Genomic DNA, 19,529 nt, shown 5'->3' with positions numbered 1-19,529 from the left:
CATCAACGCACGACGCTTGCGCGACGCCGCACGGCTTTGCGCTACAGGCGCTACACGGCACTACGCGGCAATCAGCCCGCGATGTCTTCCAAAGCACGATTGCGGGTGCGTGGGCCGAACGCAGCAATCACGCTGGCCACGATCGTCATGCTGATCACGATGAAGGCCAGCACGCCGTGGCTGCCGGTCTGCGCCAGCAGCCAGCCGATCAACACGCTGCTGCCGGCCGTGGACAACCGGCTGAAGGAATAGCAAAAACCTACCGCACGTGCGCGCAGTGCCGTGGGGAACAGTTCGGCCTGGTAGCCGTGGTAGGCAAAGCTCATCCACGCATTGCAGAAGGCGATCATCGCCCCGCAGGCAATCATGCCCAGCGGCGCGTGCTGTAGCGCGAACAGCACGCCAAAGACCACTGCGCCCAGTGCCGATGCACTGATCTGCCATTTGTTTTCCCAGCGATGCGCAACACGCAGCAGCAACAGTGGCGCCAACGGGTAAGCAAGCGAAATCGCAAAGGCATACGCCAGGCTCTTGGTCACCCCGGCGCCTTGCGCATTGATGAGCGCAGGCAGCCAGTTGCCGAAACCGAAGAAGCCGATGGCCTGGAAGATCTGGAACACCACCAGCATGCCGATACGCCCGCGGTAGGGCGGCCGCCACAATGCGGATAGACGGCTATCGGGTGCGGCAACCCGTTGCACCGGTTCCGGCGGCGGCAACGCCTGGCCAAGATCGCGGCTGCAGGCAGCTTCGAGCTGCGCCATCACCGCCTCGGCCTCGGCATGCCGCCCTTGCGCCGCCAGCCAGCGGGCGGACTCCGGCAATCGGCTGCGCAGCCACCAGATCGCCAGCGCAAACACACCGCTCAGCAACACCACCCAGCGCCAGCCGCTGACACCCAGCGGCGCGTGCGGCACCAGCAGCCAGGCGGTCAGCGCCACGCTGGGCACCGCCAGGAACTGCAGGAAAAACGCGAACGCAAATGCGGCCCCGCGCATGTGCCGTGGTACCAGTTCGGACAGATAGGTATCGATGGTCACCAGTTCGATGCCCAGCCCGATCCCCACCACAAAGCGCAGCACGATCACTGCCGTGGCAGTGCTCTGCAGGCCCATGGCCACCGTGGCGGTCGTGTACCAGACCAACGCCACCGTGAACACCAGGCGGCGGCCGAAGCGATCGGCAAAGGGGCTGAGCAGGGCGGCCCCGACGAACAGACCAAGAAAGGTCGCCGCGGCAAACGCGGCTTGATCGGACATGCCGAAGGCGCCGTCATTGCCGCTGGCAAAGATGCCGTCGCGAATGAGCCCCGGGCTGATGTAGGCGGTCTGGAACAGGTCGTACAACTCGAAGAAACCGCCCAGCGCCAGCAGCCCCACCAGCCGCCACAGCGTGGCGCTGGCGGGCAGGCGGTCGATGCGCGCGGCGATCTGCGCACTGCTCGCCGTCGCGGCAGCCGAGGTAGAAGAAGACGTCATTGCAGGCGCCGGGGCAGGGCGCCTGAGCATAGCCAAGCCGGCTGCGGCATTGCGCAGTGCGGCTTCGCCACCTGCGCTGCGTGTTCGCAAGGGGGTGTGTGCTCGCCTGACATGCCCGCTGGCGGAGGGCTGCAGCGCGGCTTTGCGTGATTTCACCCCTGCGAAATGCACGCGCAATGCCGTGCCCAACTTGCGCACGCATGCCTCGCGGCTGCCGTTCGCTGGCCATCAATCCGCTCAAGCAAGCCCGACCATTCCCGCGACACCAGACGCTTCGCTGCCGTCTGCCCGAAAGCCACAGACGCGCCCACCGGTGTTCACCTGCTGGGACGCTGTAATCCCCCAGCCAGCCCTTGTATCGCTGGCAATGTGCGCAGCGCAGCCCCATCTCTGTCCCATCATTCTTCCCGGAGTCATCCAATGACGCCCATTTCCGTGCTGGACCTGGCACCGGTCTGCGAAGGCAGCGACACCACCCACGCCTTCGCGAACATGCTCGATCTCGCGCAGCACGCCGAACGCTGGGGTTACCAGCGCTACTGGCTTGCCGAGCACCACAACATGCCGGGCATCGCCAGCGCCGCCACCGCGGTCTTGATTGGCCATGTCGCCGGCGGCACCAAGACCATCCGCGTGGGCGCCGGCGGCATCATGCTGCCTAACCACGCCCCGCTACAGGTGGCCGAGCAGTTCGGCACGCTGGCCTCGCTGTATCCGCAGCGGATCGACCTAGGCCTGGGCCGCGCGCCCGGCACCGACCAGCCCACCGCCCGCGCCCTGCGCCGTTACTTCGACAGTGCCGACCAATTCCCGCAGGACGTGGCCGAACTGCTGCGCTATTTCGCGCCGGCCGTGCCGGGCCAGTTGGTGCAGGCCGTGCCCGGTGCGGGCCTGGACGTGCCGGTGTGGCTGCTCGGCTCCAGCCTGTTCAGTGCGCGGCTGGCCGCGGCGATGGGGCTGTCGTTTGCCTTTGCCTCGCACTTCGCACCCGACGCAATGGATGAAGCAGTGGCAATTTACCGCCGCGAGTTCCGACCCTCCGCGCAGCTGTCCAAGCCATACGTGATGCTGGCACTGAACGTGGTGGCTGCCGATACGCACGCGCAGGCGCGCAAGTTGTTCACCACCCAGCAGCAGAGCTTCGTCAACCTGCGTCGCGGCCGGCCGGGCAAGATTCCGCCGCCGGTGGACGACATCGAAACGTTCTGGCAGCCGCATGAAAAAGCCGGCGTGGAGCGTGCATTGGCCTGCACCGTGCTCGGCGATGCGGATCAGGTGGCGCAGGGCGTTGCCGCCTTCATCGAGCGGCACGCACCGGACGAGCTGTTGTTCACCGCCAATATCTACGAACACACCGCGCGTCTGCGCTCGTTCGAGATCGCTGCGGCGGCCTGCCGCGAGCTGGACGTGACCACCGCGTGATTCACGTTGCTTTGCGCGCCGATCCGCTCAGATGCAGCCACATCTATTGGGAGTGACTGCATGCAGATCCAGGAACGTGGCGAGAGCATCAAGCAACTGGCGGAATTGATCCGCGGGGTGAACGTGGCAATGTTCACCACCGTCTCGGCCGACGGCCGGCTGGTCAGCCGGCCGCTCGGCACGCAGGAAGTGGAGTTCGATGGCGACCTGTGGTTTGCCACCGCCGCCGACAGCCCGAAGGTGGCCGAAATCGCCGCCGACCCGCGCGTCAATGTCGCCTATGCCTCGGCATCGAAGAACAGCTACGTCTCGGTGGCCGGCACTGCGCGGGTGATCGATGACCGCGCCAAGATCGAGCAACTGTGGTCGCCGGCAATGAAAGTATTTTTCCCAGGTGGAAAGGACGACCCGAACCTGCGCTTGATCCACGTGCGCGCCGAATCGGCCGAGTACTGGGATGGCCCCGGCGGGCTGCTCGGCAAGGCGCTGTACTTCGTGATGACTGCAGTGACCGACGATCCGGGCAGCCTGTCGGACAACCGCGTCGTGGACCTCAAGTAAACCAGGCGATGCACGTGCCTGCCGTCTGCGCTCAGCGCCAGGCGGCAGGCCACCAGCCACGGATCAGGTCCACCAATTGGTCGGAGGTCACGCCAAAGGCAGCCACCGACAGCAACGCCGCGCCCCAGCCAACCAGCAGCAGGGCGCCATCGCGTTCGAGCAACGCCAGCGCGAATAGCAGCAGGATCAGCCCGAAGATGTAGTTGGTAAATGGGATCGGCAGGGTCAGCAGAATGCCGACCAGCACCAGCAGCAAGCCGGTGAACACCTGCGCCGGCCGTCGATCGACCAAACCGTGCAGACGCGGCTTGAGCATCCGGTCCAGGCGTCGCAGCGTCGGCGCCAACCGCTTCATGAAGCGTTGGCCGGTACTGCGGCGCGGCCCGCGTTCGCCAATGAAGTGCGGCACCCAGGGCTTGCGCAGGCAGCACATCATCTGCACGCCAATGAGTACCGTCAGCGGGCCGCTGATGCCGCCGGCCACGCCCGGAATCGGGATAAAAGAGGGCAGGATCGCCAGGAACAGAAACACGCCGAACGCGCTCTGCTGCAGGTCGGCCAGGATCTCGCGCACGCGCAGCACCTGCTGCGGGTCGCCGTCGCTGAAGGCAGCCAGCAGGCTGCGGATACCTTCGTTGCGGTAGCGCATCTGCTCGCTGTCTGCCGCCGCATCGGGCGGCGGCGCGGCATCACCCGACGATGTCATCGCTGTCCTCGTCGCCCACGCGGCGCAACAGCAGTTTGTCCACGCGCGCACCGTCCAGGTCGACGATCTCGATGCGCCAGCCGGCCCAGTCGAAGAATTCGCCGGCCTGCGGAATGCGGCCGAAGTAGTAGATGCACAGGCCCGCGAGCGTGTGGTAATCGCCCTCATCGGCTTCCGGCAGCTCGGCGCCCAGCACTTCGCGCAGTTCTTCCACCGGCAGTGAGCCATCGATCAGCAACGAGCCGTCGGCGCGCGTGACCACCAGGGCATCGTCGTCGGTGTTCTCCACCGCCTGCAGGCGGCCGACCACCGCGCCCATCAGGTCGCTGATGGTGACCAGCCCGCGGATCTCGCCGTATTCGTCCACCACCAGCGCCATCGATTGCTGTTCTTCGCGGAAGATTTCCAGCAGCTTCATCGCATGCGTGGATTCGGAGACGAACAAGGTGTCGCGCAGGTTCTGGAACAAGTGCGCGCCGTGGCCATCCATACGCGTCACCAGCGATTTGACCTCCAGCACGCCGGCAATGTCCTGGTCGCTACCGCGGTACACCGGGTAGCGCGAGAACTCGTGTTCGCGCATCACATGCAGATTGCGTTCGGGTTCGGCGTTGGCATCCAGCCAGGCGATGCGGTTGCGTGGCGTCATCAGGCTGTCGGCGGTGCGGTCGCCCAGGCGCATCACCCGGTTCATCATGTCGCGCTCGTGCGCGTCGATCACGCCGGCTTCGTGGCTTTCGGCCACCAGCATGCGGATCTCTTCTTCGCTGACAGACGCCGATTCGTCCTTGCCCATGCCCAACATGCGCAGCACCAGCCGGGTGGAGCGCGCCAGCACCCACACGCCGGGCGCGGCGATCTTCGCCAGCCAGGCCATCGGCACGGCCACCACGCCGGCAATGTCTTCGGAATTGCGCAGGGCCAGGCGCTTAGGCACCAGCTCGCCGAAGATCAGCGTCAGGAAGGTGATCAGCGCCACCGCCAGGGTCTTGCCGATCACCGGCGCGTACGGGTCCAGCGCCGGCACGATGCCCTGCAGCCAGGTGCCGATGGCGATGCCGATCGCCTCGCCGCCGAACACGCCGGTCAGGATGCCGATCAGGGTGATGCCGATCTGGACCGTGGACAGGAAGTTTTCCGGGCTCTCGGCCAGGGCCAGCGCCCGCGCGGCGCGCTTGCTCGAGCCTGCCATCTGCTTCAGGCGGCTCTTGCGCGAGGTCATCAGCGACATCTCCGACATGGCGAAGAAGCCGTTCAACAGAATCAGGGCGATGACGATCAGGAACTCAACCACGGGCGCATTCCCCGGTCAGTGAAGGGGAGGGCGGGGTGGGACGCGGGTCGCCGGCGGCCTCAAGGGCGGAGCGGCAACAGGGGGGGCTAGGGTCGTCTTCCATAGGATGCGCCCGAAGGCGCGGTGGCATGTTAGCAAATCACAGGGTGGTTCGAGCCGGGAAATGCCCATGTGAAGGGACCGCGCAGCGCCGATATACCCAGACAGGTCATGGAACGGTCATAATTCGCCCTTGGTGCCGTCTCTCCCTCGACGGCAGGAAGTCCTCCACCCATGTTCTCGTTGCAGACCATCTTCGGTTCCGGCAAGCAGTTCTACGCGCTTCTGAACGAAGCGGCCGAGGCCGCCTACGACAGCACCAAGGCCTTGCACGCCATGATGCGCGAATCCGACCGGCAACCCGCGTTGGACGCTTTCAAGCTGGCCCGCCTGCGCGAACGCGCTGCCTCCGACAAGATCGGCCAGGCGCTGGTGGACAGCTTCATGACCCCGATCGAGCGCGAAGACATCGAAGCGCTGGGCTCGGCGTTGTACAAGATTCCCAAGCAGGTCGAGAAGTTCGCCGACCGTTATTCGCTGGCCACCCAGCACCTGGAACACATCGATTTCGCCCCGCGTGCCTCGATGCTGGAGCAGGCCGCCGCGGTGGTGGTGGAAATGGTCACCGACCTGCCGCGCATGAACATCGACCGCATGACCGCGCTCAACGACAAGCTGCGCATGCTGGAAAACGAAGCCGACCGTCTGATGCTCGAGCTGTACCGCGACATCTATTCCGGCCGCCTGGATACCCTGCAGATGTTCCTGCTCAAGGAGTTCTTCGAGATCCTGGAAAAGGCCATCGACCGTTGCCGCGAGGCCGGTGTGGTGGTGTACCAGATCGTGCTGAAGAACAGCTGAGGTCGCCGCGTGCTTACCCTTGTTCTGGTGGTGATCCTGGCGGCGCTGGTGTTCGAGTTCATCAACGGCTTCCACGACACCGCCAACTCCATTGCCACCGTGGTGGCCACCAAGGTGTTGTCGCCCGGCTGGGCGGTGATGCTGGCGGCCGGCATGAACCTCATCGGCGCGCTCACCGGCACCGCCGTGGCGCTCACCATCGCCTCGGGCCTGCTCAACACCAACGTGGTGGATGTCACTCCGCAGGTGATCCTGTGCGCGCTGCTGGGCGGCATCATCTGGAACCTGATCACCTGGTGGAAGGGGCTGCCGTCGTCGTCCTCGCACGCCTTGATCGGTGGGCTGTGCGGTGCCGGCCTGGCTGCCGCGCATAACAACTGGGATGCGCTGATCTGGTCGGAAAACATCGGCAACTGGGCCAAGAACAAGGGCCTGTTGTGGAAAGTGTTCGTGCCGATGATCACCTCGCCGATCGCCGGCTTCCTGCTCGGCATCGTGGTGATGCTGCTGCTGTGGGCGTTGATCGCCGGCATGGCCAAGCTGGGCGGGCCGATCGGCCGGCTGGCGCGTCCGCGCTGGGTCAACGCGTTCTTCGGCAAGGCGCAGATCGCCTCGGCGGCCTACATGGGCTACGCGCACGGCCATAACGATGCGCAAAAGACCATGGGCATCATCGCGATGACCCTGATCGGCGCGCAGTCGGCCGGTGCACTGGACGATCTGCCGAGCTGGCTGTCGTTTCTGCATCCGGGCACCGGGCTGGCCGCAGGTGCCGGCATTCAGATGTGGATCGTGCTGACCTGCGCAGTGGTGATGGCTGCCGGTACCGCCTCGGGCGGCTGGAAGATCATCAAGACGCTCGGCCACAAGATGGTCAAGTTGCACCCCATCCACGGCTTTGCGGCGGAAACCAGCTCGGCGACCGTGCTTACCGTGGCCGCGCATTTCGGCATGCCGGTATCGACCACGCACAGCATTTCCACTGCGATCATGGGCGTGGGCTTTGCCAAGAATCCGCGCTCGCTGCGGCTGGGCGTGATCGAACGCATCGTCTGGGCCTGGATCCTCACCATTCCGGCTGCCGGCGGTGTGGCGTATCTGATCCTGCGTGGGTTCGAACTGTTCGGCTGGACCTGAGGTCTGTCGCGCGGCGGTCATCTGCATCGTCGACGATGCGCCGCCTCGCACGGCGCTGTCCGACGCTTGGGCGGATGCGGTCAGTAGTCCACGAATGAGGCATGCTGGCCGGGGGATGGGTGCGACACATGCGCCGCTGTCAGGCATCACGCGCCTGCGTCTGCGCGACGCAAACGCCTGAAGTCCCGCTCTTGGCTGAGGGAGACGCAAGATGATGCTGTCGCTGGTCTGTGTGCTGTTCGGCTTTGCCTGGCTGATCGATCGGCTGGGCATGCGGCGCTTCTCGCGCCTGCTCGGCGCGCTGAGCCTGGTGCTGGTGCTGGCCGTGGGCTGCGGCCCGCTGCCGTCATGGATGCTGCGCGACCTGCAACGCACCGGCGCCAACGATTTCACTGATTGGGGCGCGCGCAACGCCATCGTGCTGCTTGGCGCGGGCACGGTGCGCTCCGACCGTGCGGGCGCGCCGGCCGAAGCAAACGTGTTCGCCTATGGCCGCATCGTCGAGGCGGCGCGCCTGTACCGCGCCTGCGCCGCCACCGGCAACGACTGCAAGATCGAGATCAGCGGCGGCGATGCGCGCGGGCTCGGGCTGAGCGAGGCAGTGGTGTACCGGCGGGTGTTGCTGGGTCTGGGCGTGGAGGCCGGTGACCTGATCCTGGAGCCTTCCAGCATGACCACCTGGCAGAACGCGCAGTTCAGCCAGCCGCTGCTGCGCGCGTACCGGCCGCAGCGCATCGTCTTGGTGTCCTCGGCCACGCATCTGCATCGCGCCGAGCTGTATTTCCTGCACTTCGGTATGCGCACCACGCCGGTCCGCTCGGACTGGTTGCGCGCCTCGTGGTCGCTGCTGCCGCAGAGCTACAACTTCACGCTGGCCGATGTGGCGCTGCACGAATACCTGGGCATCGCGCGTTACCGTGTCTACGAATGGCTGGGCTGGAACGTGGAGGCCACGCTGCCCGGTGCGCTGTGATCGCTGCAAGGCATTGCGCACTGCCGGCGACTGCTGCCGCCGGCAGGACCAACCTCAGCGTGTCTCGTACATCGCCTTGACGTCGCTGCGGAACGCGGCCTGGCTGTCGGCGCGGTTGTAGAACATGTGGCCGCCGGGGTACTCGCGCACCTGCACGCGCTTCGGGTCGCTGCCCATCGCCGGCATCTGGTCCACGGTCAGCACCGAACCCATGAAGGGGCAGGAGAGGTCGTTCCAGCCGTGCGCGATCAGTACGCGCAACTTCGGGTCGATCGCCACCGCCTGGCGCAATTGCGTCACCGCGCCCTTGCGCAGCTCATCGTCCCAGTCCCAGAGCTTGTTGACGTCGTAATTGAGTGCCTGGTAGCGCGCATCGATCTTCCAGCCCACCACGCGGGTCACGAAGTCCACCATCGCGGTGGTGGTGGGCGCGATGATGCTGTCCAGCAGTGGGTCGTTGGCGCGTTGCTCGGGGTCGTTGGGGAACGGGTCGAACGCGGTCACGTTGGAATCGTAACGGCTGCCCAACTCGCCTTTATCGCGGAAGACTTCGCGCAGATACGCCTGGGTTTCCAGGCGCCCGCCGGAGCGCCGCACATAGGCCGGATCCAGCCCGGTCATGCGCGTGACCTGCTGCAGCATCGCCTCGCTGGCCTGCGGGTCGGTGCGTCCTTTCATCAGTGCCACCGCGTAGTCGCCGCGCGTGTAGTCGATGACCTGGCGCATTGCCGCATCGGTGAGCTGGCCCTGGCGTTCCAGGTGCGCAGCGGCGATGGAGGGCAGCGTCATCATCCAGCCCAGCGGCGAGACGTCGCTGTTGTCGTCCAGGGTCGGGTTGAGATACGGCGACACCAGCACCACGCCATTCATTGCCACGCCCAGACGGGTCTGCAGGTAGTGGGTGATGCGTGGGCCGCGGAAGCCGCCGTAGCTTTCGCCCACCAGGTATTTGTGTGCCTGCAGGCGGCGATTCTTGAGCAACCAGTCGTAGACCACGCGGGAAAGATATTCGACGTCGGCCTGCGGGTTGTAGAACTGCTTCTTGGCTTCGTCGTCACTGATCAAAGAGCGGCTGAAGCCGGTGCCGACCGGGTCGATGAATACCAGGTCGGTGAAGTCCAGCCAGGTGCCGGGATTGTCGCGCAGCGCGGCCGGTGCCGAGGCGCTGTCGCCTTCGGCGCCAAACGCCACCACCTTTGGGCCGATCGCGCCCATGTTGAGATACACCGATGAAGCGCCCGGGCCGCCATTCAACGCAAAGGTGACCGGGCGGTCCTTGCCGTCGACGGTGTAAGCGGTGAAGACCACCTCGCCGGTGGTCTTGCCCTGCGCATCGCGGACCGGCAGGGTGCCCACGGTGGCGGTGTAGCTCAGTGCGCGCCCGGCCACGCGGGTGCTCTGGCGCACGCTGGCATCGGCAGGCAAGGGCGCCGGTTTGGCAGCGGGTGCATCGGCGGCGGGGTCGGTCTTTTTGTCTGCCGGCGCGGCCGCCAGGGCCGGCCCGCCCAACAGAAGAAGCGTCAGCACGCTGGCGCGCAGGAAAGAAGGCATGGTGGTCAACAGCGATGGGGGAGCGACGATCCTAGGCGCCTGCGATCGCTCCTGGATGTGCCCAAAGGCATGGCAGGACGCGCTGACCGAAGCGGCGCGGCTGGTTATGATGGCGCGCCGCAGGCGCTGGTTGAAGACGAACATGCGTTGCCGTGTTGCCCAATTCCTTGCAGCTGCCACGCTGTTGGTGGCCGGCTGCGCCTCGCCGCCGCCGGTGCGGCATGCCAGCGATCCGGATGCGCTGTGGCGCATCGTCACCACGCACTGCCTGCAGGCCGGGCCGGTGCCGGACGATTGCGCCGCGGTGTGGGCTGATCCGCAGCGGCAGGCGGTAGTGCTGAAGGACAACCACGGGCGCTTCCAATATCTGCTGGTGCCCAGCGTGCGTGTCAGCGGGATCGAAGATCCCTCGCTCTTGCAGGCCGATGCGCCGAACTATTTCGCCAGCGCATGGTCGGCGCGCAGCTTCGTTGCATCCGCGCTGGCGCAGCCGTTGCCGCGCGCCTATGTGAGCCTGGCGCTCAACTCGCCGCACGGGCGCTCGCAGGAACAGCTGCACATCCACATCGATTGCCTGCGCCCGGATGTGTACGCCGCTCTGCGGCGTGAGCACGCGCAGATCAGCCCGCAATGGCGTGCGTTGGCCGAGCCCTTGCTGGGCCATGTATATCTGGCCAGGACGCTGCCGGGCGATACGCTCAACGACGATCCGATTCGCCTGCTCGCCAGCGCCATTCCTGCCGATGCGAGCCTGCGCGATTACTCGCTGGTGGTGGCAGGCACGCACTTGCGCGATGGGCAGCCGGGCTTCGTGTTGCTGGCGACGCGGCAGGATGTGGCCACCGGCAATCGGGCCAGCGGCGAAGAATTGCAGGACCACGCCTGTGGCCTGGTCACCGGCGCACACGAGGTGTTGCCGGGTGTGCGCTGAGTGATGCTTGAGCGTGTGGTCGCGATGCGTGCTGAAGCGGTTGCTGTTGCGGGCTGTTGGTGACGCGCGCACCGGGATCCAGTGAAACGTCAGTCGTCTGAAAGTTCTACACGCACATGCGTCGCCGTTACACGCTGCTGAAATTCGAGCTCCACTCGGCCCGTGCATGCGGTGCGGTCATTCCAGAACACGCTCACTTCCGCGCGAAGAGATGCCTTCTCGCCGCTGCAACGAGCAGCGAGAAGGCAGTTCCGAATCACCGCGTCCTAGACTTCCAGCGACGCCAGGTCGCCCTTGGTTTCCAGCCACTGCTTACGGTCGCCCGCGCGCTTTTTGGCCAGCAGCATGTCCATCAACGAGCGGGTCTGTTCGCCGTCGTCGATCGTCAGCTGCACCAGGCGGCGCGTGTCGGGGTGGATGGTCGATTCGCGCAACTGCTGCGGATTCATTTCGCCCAGGCCTTTGAAGCGGGTGACGCTGATCTGGCCCTTCATCTTTTCGCGCGCGATCTTGTCCAGCAGCGTGGTCTTTTCTTCCTCGTCCAGCGCATAGAACACCTGCTTGCCCACGTCCACACGGAACAGCGGCGGCATCGCCACAAAGACGTGGCCGGCGGCCACTAGCGCGGGGAAATGCTGCAGGAACAGCGCGGTGAGCAGGGTGGCGATATGCAGGCCGTCGGAGTCGGCGTCGGCCAGGATCACCACCTTGCCGTAGCGCAGCCCGGTGATGTCGTCCTTGCCCGGGTCGCAGCCGATCGCAATGGCCAGGTTATGCACTTCCTCGGACGCCAGCACGCTGCCGGACGCCACTTCCCAGGTGTTGAGGATCTTGCCGCGCAGCGGCAGGATCGCCTGGAAATCCTTGTCGCGTGCCTGCTTGGCCGAGCCGCCGGCAGAGTCGCCTTCCACCAGGAACAACTCGGTCCGCGACAGGTCCTGGCTGATGCAGTCGGCTAGCTTGCCGGGCAGGGCAGGGCCCTGGGTGACCTTCTTGCGGACGATCTGCTTTTCGGTCTTCAAGCGCGCACTGGCGCGGTCGATGGCGATCTGCGCGATCTTCTCGCCGATCTCCACGTTCTGATTGAGGTACAGGCTGAAGGCATCGTGCGCGGCGCCTTCGATGAAGCCGGCGGCCTGGCGCGACGACAGCCGTTCCTTGGTCTGCCCGGAGAATTGCGGGTCGGTCATCTTCAGGCTGAGTACGAAGGTGACACGGTCCCAGACGTCTTCCGGCGCCAGCTTCACGCCGCGCGGCAGCAGGTTGCGGAAGTCGCAGAACTCGCGCAACGCATCGGTCAGGCCCGAGCGTAGGCCGTTGACGTGGGTGCCGTGCTGCGCGGTGGGGATCAGGTTGACGTAGCTTTCCTGGGTCAGCTCGCCCTCCGGCACCCACGCGGCCGCCCAATCGACGATCTCTGTGTCCTTCTTGAGGCTGCCGGCGAACAGATCCGCAGGCAGCAGCTCGCGGTCGGCCATTTCGCCCTTGAGGTAGTCGCGCAGACCGTCCTCGAAGTACCAGCTGTCCTGCTCGCCGGTAGCCTCGTCATGCAGCTTCACGGTCAGGCCGGGGCATAGCACCGCCTTGGCGCGCAGCAGATGGCGCAGCGCCCGCACATTGAACTTGGGGGTGTCGAAATACTTGGGGTCGGCCCAGAAACGCAGCCGCGTGCCGGTGTTCTTCTTGCCGACCGTGCCCACCACTTCCAGCTTGGAGGCGGCGTTGCCGTCGCGAAACTCCATGCGGTGCTCGTTGCCTTCGCGCTTGATGAACAGCTCGACCTTGGTCGACAGCGCATTGACCACGCTCACGCCCACGCCATGCAGGCCGCCAGAGAAGGTGTAGTTGCGATTGCTGAACTTGCCGCCGGCATGCAGGCGGGTGAGGATCAGCTCCACGCCGGGGATCTTCTCCTCCGGGTGCATGTCCACGGGCATGCCGCGGCCATCGTCGGAGACCTCGCAGCTGCCATCCTTGTACAGGGTCACTTCGACCTGCTTGGCGTGACCGGCCAGCGCCTCGTCCACCGAGTTGTCGATGACTTCCTGCGCCAGATGGTTCGGGCGCGCGGTGTCGGTATACATGCCAGGGCGGCGCTTGACCGGGTCAAGGCCCGACAGGACTTCAATATCGGCGGCGTTATAACGGGTGTTCATGCATCTCGTTGGCACGTGAAACGACGCGCAAGTGTGGGGTCTGGGGCGATTTTTTGCACGCGACAGGCGTTCAGTGCCCGGCCGGGCGCCGCTGACTATGCTGGCGTTGGATTCGGAACCAAACGTCCCCACCTTAGGATGTCACCGAACCAGGACTAGACCCATGAAGTTCAAGCACATTCTGATGCTCACCCTGGGCGCCGCCGCGGTTGCAGCATTGCCGGCCATCGCGCAGACCGCTCCGCCGCAGGGGCAGGGCGCCAGTACGCAGAAGTCCAATGACGACAAGGCCAAGACCGAGGCCGAGCGCAAGGCCGAGCGCCGCGCCGCTGCTGCCAAGGCCAAGCCGGAAGCCGGCCAGGCCCCGCGCGAGGAAGAGGAAGAAGAGAAGCCGTCGCGCTGAGGACAGCGCAGGTTTCGCCCGCAGACGCCCCGGCTCCGGCCGGGGCGTCTGCATTTGCACGGTGTGCGTGCATCCAGTGGCGTCACGGACGCCTGGAGTGCACGCAACCCTTGGGCATTCGCCCGTCACCCGTTAAACTATGGCTTTCCGGGAGGCCTTGAGCCCCATGACTCCCCTGATTTTTGTAACAGGCGGTGTAGTGTCCTCGCTAGGCAAGGGCATCGCCGCTGCTTCGCTTGCGTCCATTCTTGAAGCGCGTGGCCTGAAGGTCACGATGATGAAGCTGGACCCCTACATCAATGTGGACCCGGGCACGATGAGCCCGTTCCAGCATGGTGAGGTCTACGTCACCGATGACGGCGCCGAAACCGATCTGGACCTGGGCCACTACGAGCGCTACGTGCGCACGCGGTTGTCGCGCAAGAACTCGGTCACCACCGGCCGCATCTACGAAAACGTGATCCGCAAGGAGCGCCGCGGCGACTACCTGGGCGCGACCGTGCAGGTCATTCCGCATATCACCGATGAAATCCGTCGCTGCATCGACGAGGCCACGGCCGGCTTCGACGTGGCGTTGATCGAGATCGGCGGCACCGTGGGCGATATCGAGTCGTTGCCGTTCCTGGAGGCCATCCGCCAGGTGCGCACCGAACGCGGCGCCGAGAAGGCCATGTTCATGCACCTCACCCTGGTGCCGTACATCGCTGCGGCCGGCGAGTTGAAGACCAAGCCGACCCAGCACTCGGTCAAGGAGCTGCGCTCGATCGGTATCCAGCCGGACGTGCTGCTGTGCCGCTCCGAACAGGCGGTGCCGGATTCGGAGCGCCGCAAGATCGCCTTGTTCACCAACGTCTCCGAGCGTGCGGTGATCAGCTGCCCCGACATCGATGTGCTGTACGGCATGCCGCTGGAGCTGCGCCGCCAGGGCCTGGACGAACTGGTCATCGATCAATTCAAGCTGCGCGACAAGGTCGCCACGGCCGATCTGTCCGAGTGGGAAGCGGTGGTCGATGCGGTCAAGCATCCGCTCGATGAGGTGACCATCGCGGTGGTCGGCAAGTATGTCGATCACCAGGACGCCTACAAGTCGGTGGCCGAGGCGCTCAAGCACGGTGGCTTGCGTCAGCGCACCAAGGTCAACCTGACCTGGCTGGAAGCGCAGGATCTGGAAGGCAGCGACATGGCCGCATTGCAGGGCATCGACGGCATTCTGGTGCCGGGCGGCTTCGGCGATCGCGGCTTCGAAGGCAAGGTGCAGACCTCCAAGTACGCCCGCGAGCACAAGGTGCCGTATTTCGGCATCTGCTACGGCATGCAGGCGGCGGTGGTGGACTATGCCCGCCACGTGGCCGATCTGGACGCTGCCAACAGCACCGAAAACGATCGCCAGTCGCCGCACCCGGTGATCGGCCTGATCACCGAGTGGCGCACCGCCACCGGCGAGGTCGAAAAGCGTGATGAAAAATCCGACCTGGGCGGCACCATGCGTCTGGGCTTGCAGGAGCAGCGCCTGAAGCCGGGCACGCTGGCGCGCGAGGTGTACGGCAAGGACGTGGTGGCCGAGCGGCATCGCCATCGCTACGAGTTCAACAACCGCTACCGCACCCAGCTGGAAGATGCCGGCCTGGTGATTTCCGGCAAGTCGATGGACGACACGCTGGTGGAAATGGTGGAGCTGCCGCGCGATGCGCATCCGTGGTTCCTGGCTTGCCAGGCGCATCCGGAATTCTTGTCCACCCCGCGCGACGGGCATCCGCTGTTCATCGGCTTCGTGCGCGCCGCGCGCGAGAAGAAGGCCGGCGGCAAGCTGTTGAAGGAAGCGCGTGCGTGAGCCGTTCCTTCTCCCGTTGGGAGAATGTGGTCTGTAGATGTGGATGATGGGGGGCCGCAACGCACTGGAAGGTGGCAGCCATGACGAACGCGTCGACGCGGAAGCCAAGGCAGACCATGTTGCTTTAGCGATGCTTCGCAACCGTACCCTCACCCCAACCCCTCTCCCGGTGGGAGAGGGGCTCAAATCAAAAAGCGCGCAGCAGCTCCCTTCTCCCATCGGGAGAAGGGGGCGCGAAGCGCCGGATGAGGGGCGCCGCAACACACCGGAAGATGGCGGCCCTGATGAACGCGTCGCCACGCGTCAACCAACGCAAACCACCCGGCTTCATAAGCGCTTGGTGCCCTTATTCGTACCCTCACCCCAACCCCTCTCCCGGTGGGAGAGGGGCTTCAATCAACAAGGTGACCTGATGAAACTGTGTGACTTCGAAGTTGGCCTGGATCAGCCGTTGTTCCTGATTGCCGGCCCCTGCGTGATCGAGTCGATGCAGCTGCAGCTCGACGTGGCCGGCAAGCTCAAGGAGATCACCGGCAAGCTCGGGATCAACTTCATCTTCAAGTCGAGTTTCGACAAGGCCAACCGCACCTCCGGCACCAGCTTCCGCGGCCCCGGCCTGGAAGAAGGCCTGAAGGTGCTGGACGCGGTGAAAAAGCAGATCGGCGTGCCGGTGCTCACCGACGTGCACGAATACACCCCGATGAATGAAGTGGCCGCCGTCGTCGACGTGCTGCAGACCCCGGCGTTTTTGGTGCGCCAGACCGACTTCATCAAGAACGTCTGCGCCGCCGGCAAGCCGGTGAACATCAAGAAGGGGCAGTTTCTGGCGCCGTGGGACATGAAGCCAGTAGTGGACAAGGCCAAGTCGACCGGCAACGAGCAGATCATGGTCTGCGAACGTGGCGCCTCGTTCGGCTACAACAACCTGGTCAGCGACATGCGCTCGCTCAGCGTCATGCGCGACACCGGCTGCCCGGTGGTGTTCGATGCCACCCATTCGGTGCAGTTGCCGGGCGGGCAGGGCAGCAGTTCCGGTGGCCAGCGCGAATTTGTGCCGGTGCTGGCACGTGCCGCTGTCGCAGTGGGCATTTCCGGCCTGTTTGCCGAAACCCATCCGGACCCGTCCAAGGCGTTGTCCGATGGCCCCAATGCCTGGCCGCTGGACCGCATGGAAGAGTTGCTCGAGACGCTGATGGAACTGGATGCAGTGACCAAGAAGCACGGGTTCGCGCGCTTCGCATGAGTCTTGATCCATGGGCGCAGGCGGCAGTGCGCCGCCAGCGCCGGCAGTGGCGTCACTGGCCCTGGGGCTGGGTGGCGCTCGGCCTGTCGCTGTCCGCGTGGGCCTGTTTTGCGGTAATGGCCTTCCTGGCGGCCGCCAGCTTCGGCATGCCGGGCGACGGCAGTCATGCCATGCAGGCCACGCGCACCCCGATGCTGGTCACGCTGGTGGTGGGCGCGCTGGTGACGTTGGGCGGCCTGGTGGTCGGCCCCCTTGCGCTTCGGCTGGGTCGCCAGCCTGTTGCCGCGGCGATGGGGCTGGCGTCGCTGCTGTTCTTGCTCTTGTTGTTTGGCTTGTCGCTGCTGGGCGTGATGGCCTAGCGGCGCGCCGGCTGGCTCGCCGTGCGTTCGCTGCCCATGCGATTTGGCAACGGGGCAGTGTGCGGCGATAATCCGGCAGCTTGTTTCCGGTGTACTTCCCCCCTTACTGGTAACCGATCGGACCTATGACCACTATCGCCAAGATTCTCGCCCGTGAAATCCTCGACTCCCGCGGCAATCCCACGCTGGAGGCGGAAGTCACGCTGGCAGACGGCTCGTTCGGCCGCGCCGCCGTGCCCTCGGGCGCCTCGACCGGTACCAAGGAGGCGGTGGAACTGCGCGACGGCGACAAGACCCGTTACCTGGGCAAGGGCGTGCGCAAGGCCGTGGAGAACGTCAACGGCACCATCGCCGAGACGCTCAAGGACTTCGATGCGGCCGACCAGCAGGGTCTGGACCGTCGCCTGATCGACCTCGACGGCACCGAGAACAAGGGCCGCCTGGGCGCCAACGCGCTGCTTGGGGTGTCGCTGGCCGCCGCGCATGCGGTCGCCGCCTCGCGCAAGCAGCCGCTGTGGCAGTACCTGTCCACCATCACCGAATCCGATGTCGCCCTGCCGGTGCCGATGATGAACATCATCAACGGCGGCGCGCATGCCGACAACAATGTCGACTTCCAGGAATTCATGGTGCTGCCGGTGGGCTGCAGCTCGTTCTCCGAAGCGCTGCGTGCGGGCACCGAGATCTTCCATTCGCTGAAGTCGGTGCTCAAGGGCCACGGCCTCAGCACGGCGGTGGGTGACGAGGGCGGCTTCGCCCCGGACTTCCGCAGCAATGTCGAAGCGCTGGACACCATCCTCGAGGCGATCGGCAAGGCCGGTTACACCGCTGGCGAAGACATCCTGCTGGGCCTGGATGTGGCCTCGTCGGAGTTCTACGACAACGGCAAGTACAACCTGGTCGGCGAGAACAAGCGCCTGACCAGCGAGCAGTTCGTCGACTTCCTGGCCGACTGGGTGGCGCAGTACCCGATCATCAGCATCGAAGACGGCCTGGCCGAAGACGACTGGGCCGGCTGGAAGCTGCTGACCGATCGCGTCGGCAAGAAGGTGCAGCTGGTGGGCGACGATCTGTTCGTGACCAACCCGAAGATCTTCAAGGAAGGCATCGACAGCGGCACCGCCAACGCGATCCTGATCAAGGTCAACCAGATCGGCACGCTGACCGAGACGCTGGAAGCCATTGCCATGGCGCATGCGGCCAACTACGCCTCGATCGTGTCGCACCGTTCGGGCGAGACCGAAGACACCACCATCGCCGATATCGCCGTGGCCACCACCGCCACCCAGATCAAGACTGGCTCGCTGTGCCGCAGCGACCGCGTGGCCAAGTACAACCAGTTGCTGCGCATCGAGCAGGCACTGGGGTCCGGCGCGCGTTACGCCGGCCGCGACGCGTTCGTTTCGCTCAAGCGATAAGCCGTGCGCAACTGGCGCTGGCTCCTGCTGGTGCTGGCGGTACTGCTGGCGTGGCTGCAGTACCGCTTCTGGTTCGGGCCTGGGAATTCCGGTGAAGTGATGATGCTGGAAGCCCAGGTTGCCCATCAGACACGGGATAATGAAGGCCTGCGCCAACGCAATCAGGCATTGGCGGCAGAGGTCAAGGATTTGAAGGACGGCGAGGCGGCAATCGAGGAACGCGCGCGCAGCGAGCTGGGCATGATCAAGCCCGGCGAAACGTTCTATCGCGTGGTCGAAGATGCGCCGCTGTTGCCACCGGCAGCGCAGGAAGCAGCACCGCCTGCACAACCGCCCGCGGCGTCTGCCGACCCGGTAGATCACCCATGACCGGCTCGGTGTGGGCGATCGTCCCGGCGGCCGGGCGTGGCACGCGCTTCGGCGGTGCGGTGCCGAAGCAGTATTTGCACGCGGCGGGCCAGCCGCTGATGGCCTACACCTTGGCGGCCCTGGCAGCACATCCGGCGGTGGCCGGGATCGTGGTGGCGATTGCTCCCGACGATGCCGACTGGCCGGGCTGGACAGCCGTGCACGCCAAGCCCGTGCTCACCTGCGTGGGCGGCGCCACGCGTGCGGCGTCGGTGCTGGCCGGGTTGCTGGCGTTACCCGACGGCGTGCGCGCCGATGACTTTGTGCTGGTGCACGATGCGGCCCGGCCCAACCTGGCGCTGGCCGATCTGGACCGGTTGCTGGAGATCGGCCGCGGCGATCCGGTCGGTGCCATTTTGGCCGCGCCGGTGCGCGATACGCTCAAACGCGCAGGCGACGATGGCGGGATCGACGGCACCGAGCCGCGCGAGCGGTTGTGGCGCGCGTTGACGCCACAGTTGTTCCGGCGCCATCAGTTGATTCGCGGTCTCACCGAGGCATCGGCTGCCGGCGTGGACGTGACCGACGAGGCGATGGCGATCGAGCGGCTTGGCTTGCGTCCCTTGCTGGTGGAAGGTGCCGAAGACAACTTCAAGGTGACCACGCCTGCGGACCTGGCGCGTTTTGAATTCGAGCTGGCGAACCGCGACCGCGGTGGCGCAAGCCGGGAGGCTGAGCGCAGCGCTATGTCCTCTGCTGCAACGTCCGTTTTTTCCGGTGCGCGTTCTGCGGCGTCCGGTTCCGAAGAGGTGTAAGCA

The 19,529-nt window shown here is 65.6% G+C and carries 18 protein-coding genes; 13 read left to right on the top strand and 5 right to left on the bottom strand.

Annotation, left to right across the window (positions count from 1 at the left end):
- Positions 1-71: 71 nt before the first annotated feature.
- A complete protein-coding gene (locus QRM60_RS00985; RefSeq protein ID WP_285445398.1) occupies positions 72-1,478 on the bottom strand; it encodes an MFS transporter in 1,407 nt (468 codons plus the stop codon).
- Between the two features lie 420 nt (positions 1,479-1,898).
- Between QRM60_RS00985 and QRM60_RS00980 the strand changes: the two genes are divergently transcribed.
- Together QRM60_RS00980 and QRM60_RS00975 are read left to right on the top strand one after the other, a co-directional pair.
- A complete protein-coding gene (locus tag QRM60_RS00980; RefSeq protein WP_285445397.1) occupies positions 1,899-2,900 on the top strand; it encodes an LLM class flavin-dependent oxidoreductase in 1,002 nt (333 codons plus the stop codon).
- A 60-nt stretch (positions 2,901-2,960) separates the two neighbouring features.
- Complete coding sequence (locus QRM60_RS00975) at positions 2,961-3,461, top strand: pyridoxamine 5'-phosphate oxidase family protein (RefSeq protein ID WP_011036864.1); 501 nt, start codon at positions 2,961-2,963, stop codon at positions 3,459-3,461.
- Between the two features lie 31 nt (positions 3,462-3,492).
- Here the strand turns inward: QRM60_RS00975 and QRM60_RS00970 are convergent, their stop codons facing one another.
- On the bottom strand, positions 3,493-4,167 hold the full coding sequence (locus QRM60_RS00970) for an exopolysaccharide biosynthesis protein (RefSeq protein WP_285445396.1): 675 nt from the start codon (positions 4,165-4,167) through the stop codon (positions 3,493-3,495).
- Positions 4,151-5,461 carry a hemolysin family protein gene (locus QRM60_RS00965; RefSeq protein ID WP_014507468.1) on the bottom strand — a complete coding sequence of 437 codons (1,311 nt, stop codon included), beginning with the start codon at positions 5,459-5,461 and terminating at the stop codon, positions 4,151-4,153. The genes QRM60_RS00970 and QRM60_RS00965 overlap by 17 nt, the downstream gene beginning before the upstream one ends.
- A gap of 273 nt (positions 5,462-5,734) precedes the next feature.
- Between QRM60_RS00965 and QRM60_RS00960 the strand changes: the two genes are divergently transcribed.
- The 3 genes from QRM60_RS00960 to QRM60_RS00950 all read left to right on the top strand — a co-directional run bounded on the left by QRM60_RS00960 (position 5,735) and on the right by QRM60_RS00950 (position 8,471).
- Positions 5,735-6,361: a DUF47 family protein gene (locus QRM60_RS00960; RefSeq protein WP_011036867.1), complete on the top strand. Its 627-nt coding sequence runs from the start codon at positions 5,735-5,737 to the stop codon at positions 6,359-6,361.
- Positions 6,362-6,370: 9 nt separating this feature from the next.
- Positions 6,371-7,498, top strand: coding sequence for an inorganic phosphate transporter (locus QRM60_RS00955; RefSeq protein WP_285445395.1), 1,128 nt, complete (start codon positions 6,371-6,373; stop codon positions 7,496-7,498).
- Between the two features lie 211 nt (positions 7,499-7,709).
- The gene (locus tag QRM60_RS00950; RefSeq protein ID WP_285445394.1) at positions 7,710-8,471 is read left to right on the top strand and encodes a YdcF family protein; all 762 of its coding nucleotides are present in this window, start codon (positions 7,710-7,712) and stop codon (positions 8,469-8,471) included.
- A gap of 54 nt (positions 8,472-8,525) precedes the next feature.
- On the opposite strand, the gene QRM60_RS00945 is transcribed toward QRM60_RS00950, so the two are convergent.
- On the bottom strand, positions 8,526-10,022 hold the full coding sequence (locus QRM60_RS00945; RefSeq protein WP_285445393.1) for a S10 family peptidase: 1,497 nt from the start codon (positions 10,020-10,022) through the stop codon (positions 8,526-8,528).
- A 142-nt stretch (positions 10,023-10,164) separates the two neighbouring features.
- Here QRM60_RS00945 and QRM60_RS00940 point away from each other — a divergent pair, with 142 nt between their 5' ends.
- Positions 10,165-10,953: a CDP-diacylglycerol diphosphatase gene (locus QRM60_RS00940; RefSeq protein WP_285445392.1), complete on the top strand. Its 789-nt coding sequence runs from the start codon at positions 10,165-10,167 to the stop codon at positions 10,951-10,953.
- Between the two features lie 266 nt (positions 10,954-11,219).
- Here QRM60_RS00940 and parE read toward each other — a convergent pair whose 3' ends face one another.
- On the bottom strand, positions 11,220-13,109 hold the full coding sequence (parE, locus tag QRM60_RS00935; RefSeq protein WP_076035918.1) for a DNA topoisomerase IV subunit B: 1,890 nt from the start codon (positions 13,107-13,109) through the stop codon (positions 11,220-11,222).
- 163 nt (positions 13,110-13,272) lie between these two features.
- Between parE and QRM60_RS00930 the strand changes: the two genes are divergently transcribed.
- The 7 genes from QRM60_RS00930 (at position 13,273) to ispD (ending at position 19,526) form a co-directional block, all read left to right on the top strand.
- A complete protein-coding gene (locus QRM60_RS00930) occupies positions 13,273-13,512 on the top strand; it encodes a hypothetical protein (RefSeq protein WP_161961914.1) in 240 nt (79 codons plus the stop codon).
- A 166-nt stretch (positions 13,513-13,678) separates the two neighbouring features.
- On the top strand, positions 13,679-15,343 hold the full coding sequence (locus QRM60_RS00925; RefSeq protein WP_103699625.1) for a CTP synthase: 1,665 nt from the start codon (positions 13,679-13,681) through the stop codon (positions 15,341-15,343).
- A gap of 412 nt (positions 15,344-15,755) precedes the next feature.
- Positions 15,756-16,586: a 3-deoxy-8-phosphooctulonate synthase gene (kdsA, locus tag QRM60_RS00920; protein ID WP_011036875.1), complete on the top strand. Its 831-nt coding sequence runs from the start codon at positions 15,756-15,758 to the stop codon at positions 16,584-16,586.
- The gene (locus QRM60_RS00915) at positions 16,583-16,945 is read left to right on the top strand and encodes a hypothetical protein (protein WP_285445391.1); all 363 of its coding nucleotides are present in this window, start codon (positions 16,583-16,585) and stop codon (positions 16,943-16,945) included. Before kdsA ends, QRM60_RS00915 begins: the two co-directional genes overlap by 4 nt.
- Before the next feature lie 125 nt (positions 16,946-17,070).
- A complete protein-coding gene (gene eno / locus QRM60_RS00910; RefSeq protein ID WP_011036877.1) occupies positions 17,071-18,363 on the top strand; it encodes a phosphopyruvate hydratase in 1,293 nt (430 codons plus the stop codon).
- A gap of 3 nt (positions 18,364-18,366) precedes the next feature.
- Positions 18,367-18,732, top strand: coding sequence for a cell division protein FtsB (gene ftsB, locus QRM60_RS00905; protein WP_011036878.1), 366 nt, complete (start codon positions 18,367-18,369; stop codon positions 18,730-18,732).
- The gene (gene ispD / locus QRM60_RS00900) at positions 18,729-19,526 is read left to right on the top strand and encodes a 2-C-methyl-D-erythritol 4-phosphate cytidylyltransferase (RefSeq protein WP_285445390.1); all 798 of its coding nucleotides are present in this window, start codon (positions 18,729-18,731) and stop codon (positions 19,524-19,526) included. Before ftsB ends, ispD begins: the two co-directional genes overlap by 4 nt.
- The last annotated feature ends 3 nt before the right edge of the window (positions 19,527-19,529 follow it).

This window comes from Xanthomonas sp. fls2-241-TYG-148 (assembly GCF_030208815.1).
GTDB classification, from domain to species: domain Bacteria; phylum Pseudomonadota; class Gammaproteobacteria; order Xanthomonadales; family Xanthomonadaceae; genus Xanthomonas; species Xanthomonas campestris.
Note: the sequence above shows the minus strand (reverse complement) of the source record. Positions and strands in the feature narration are given on the sequence as shown.

Bases quoted from the DNA above. Each gene is read 5' to 3' on its own strand.
- ispD (WP_285445390.1), top strand. From the start codon at position 18,729: ATGACCGGCTCGGTGTGGGCGATCGTCCCGGCGGCCGGGCGTGGCACG.
- parE (WP_076035918.1), bottom strand. From the start codon at position 13,109: ATGAACACCCGTTATAACGCCGCCGATATTGAAGTCCTGTCGGGCCTT.
- QRM60_RS00985 (WP_285445398.1), bottom strand. From the start codon at position 1,478: ATGACGTCTTCTTCTACCTCGGCTGCCGCGACGGCGAGCAGTGCGCAG.
- QRM60_RS00945 (WP_285445393.1), bottom strand. From the start codon at position 10,022: ATGCCTTCTTTCCTGCGCGCCAGCGTGCTGACGCTTCTTCTGTTGGGC.
- QRM60_RS00980 (WP_285445397.1), top strand. From the start codon at position 1,899: ATGACGCCCATTTCCGTGCTGGACCTGGCACCGGTCTGCGAAGGCAGC.
- QRM60_RS00915 (WP_285445391.1), top strand. From the start codon at position 16,583: ATGAGTCTTGATCCATGGGCGCAGGCGGCAGTGCGCCGCCAGCGCCGG.
- QRM60_RS00975 (WP_011036864.1), top strand. From the start codon at position 2,961: ATGCAGATCCAGGAACGTGGCGAGAGCATCAAGCAACTGGCGGAATTG.
- QRM60_RS00960 (WP_011036867.1), top strand. From the start codon at position 5,735: ATGTTCTCGTTGCAGACCATCTTCGGTTCCGGCAAGCAGTTCTACGCG.
- QRM60_RS00950 (WP_285445394.1), top strand. From the start codon at position 7,710: ATGATGCTGTCGCTGGTCTGTGTGCTGTTCGGCTTTGCCTGGCTGATC.
- eno (WP_011036877.1), top strand. From the start codon at position 17,071: ATGACCACTATCGCCAAGATTCTCGCCCGTGAAATCCTCGACTCCCGC.
- kdsA (WP_011036875.1), top strand. From the start codon at position 15,756: ATGAAACTGTGTGACTTCGAAGTTGGCCTGGATCAGCCGTTGTTCCTG.
- QRM60_RS00970 (WP_285445396.1), bottom strand. From the start codon at position 4,167: ATGACATCGTCGGGTGATGCCGCGCCGCCGCCCGATGCGGCGGCAGAC.
- QRM60_RS00940 (WP_285445392.1), top strand. From the start codon at position 10,165: ATGCGTTGCCGTGTTGCCCAATTCCTTGCAGCTGCCACGCTGTTGGTG.
- QRM60_RS00925 (WP_103699625.1), top strand. From the start codon at position 13,679: ATGACTCCCCTGATTTTTGTAACAGGCGGTGTAGTGTCCTCGCTAGGC.
- QRM60_RS00930 (WP_161961914.1), top strand. From the start codon at position 13,273: ATGAAGTTCAAGCACATTCTGATGCTCACCCTGGGCGCCGCCGCGGTT.